Raw genomic sequence first — 1,146 nt, forward strand, 5'->3', positions numbered from 1 at the left:
GTCATGTGGCGGTGAGTTTTGAAAGTCCAGAATACACTGCTGACGTGGATGCAATGGGAACTTTGCGCATTCTAGAGGCAATACGAATTTTGGGTCTTGAGAAGAAGACACGATTCTACCAGGCTTCTACATCCGAACTTTATGGTTTGGTTCAAGAGACTCCTCAGAAAGAAACCACGCCATTCTATCCGCGTAGCCCTTATGCGGTCGCTAAAATGTACGCCTATTGGATCACCGTGAACTATCGTGAAGCCTACGGTATGTACGCTTGCAATGGCATTCTCTTTAATCATGAAAGCCCGCGCCGTGGTGAGACTTTTGTTACCCGCAAGATTACCCGCGGCCTTGCCAATATTTATCAAGGTCTAGAAGATTGCCTATATATGGGTAATCTGGATGCTTTGCGCGATTGGGGGCACGCCAAGGACTACGTCCGTATGCAATGGCTCATGCTGCAACAAGAGAAGCCGGAAGATTTTGTTATCGCCACCGGAGTGCAATACAGCGTGCGTCAATTCATTGAATGGGCCGCAACAGAAATCGGAATGGACTTGCGCTGGGAGGGACACGGCGTCAATGAAGTCGGCTATTGGAAAGGTAGGCCTATAGTTAAGATTGATCCGCGCTACTTCCGTCCGGCTGAAGTGGAGACGCTACTGGGTGATCCCACTAAGGCAAAACAAAAGCTTGGCTGGATACCTGAGATAACAGCGCAACAAATGTGCAAGGAAATGGTAGATCACGACCTTGGTCAAGCCCAGCAGCACGCACTTCTTAGATCGCACGGCTACAAGATTGCTGTGGGCATGGAATAGGTTCAGAGCATCAAATCTATCACAACCGCTGTGCCGGCTAGCCTATTACCTTCGGCGCAGCCGGTGCAGACCCGGGGGGGCTCTTCGTCTTAGCCGAGCTTCGGGAGCAATCCTTGCAGTACTTGCCTTTTTGGCCAGGTTTTTGCAATGCCCACCCGCAAGCTTGGTTTTTGAATTTGTGTTTTGAATTGCTCGTCGATCGACATCACCAGGTGCAATCGGTTAGGTGTGCGTCATCCCGTGCCCCCACGTTGACTATTGACATTGAAGGCGAGGAGTCTTCTGACTTAGCCCGCATCCGTCACGAAGAATGGAATGGCCACCCATAAGA

The 1,146-nt window shown here is 50.4% G+C and carries 1 protein-coding gene; it reads left to right on the forward strand.

Annotation, left to right across the window (positions count from 1 at the left end):
* Nucleotides 1-815: GDP-mannose 4,6-dehydratase (gene gmd, locus AC1DS3_RS38890; protein WP_477129394.1), on the forward strand; the 815-nt coding region annotated here is incomplete at its 5' end.
* Between the last annotated feature and the right edge of the window lie 331 nt (nt 816-1,146).

This window comes from Cupriavidus sp. 01L46, from assembly GCF_056399905.1.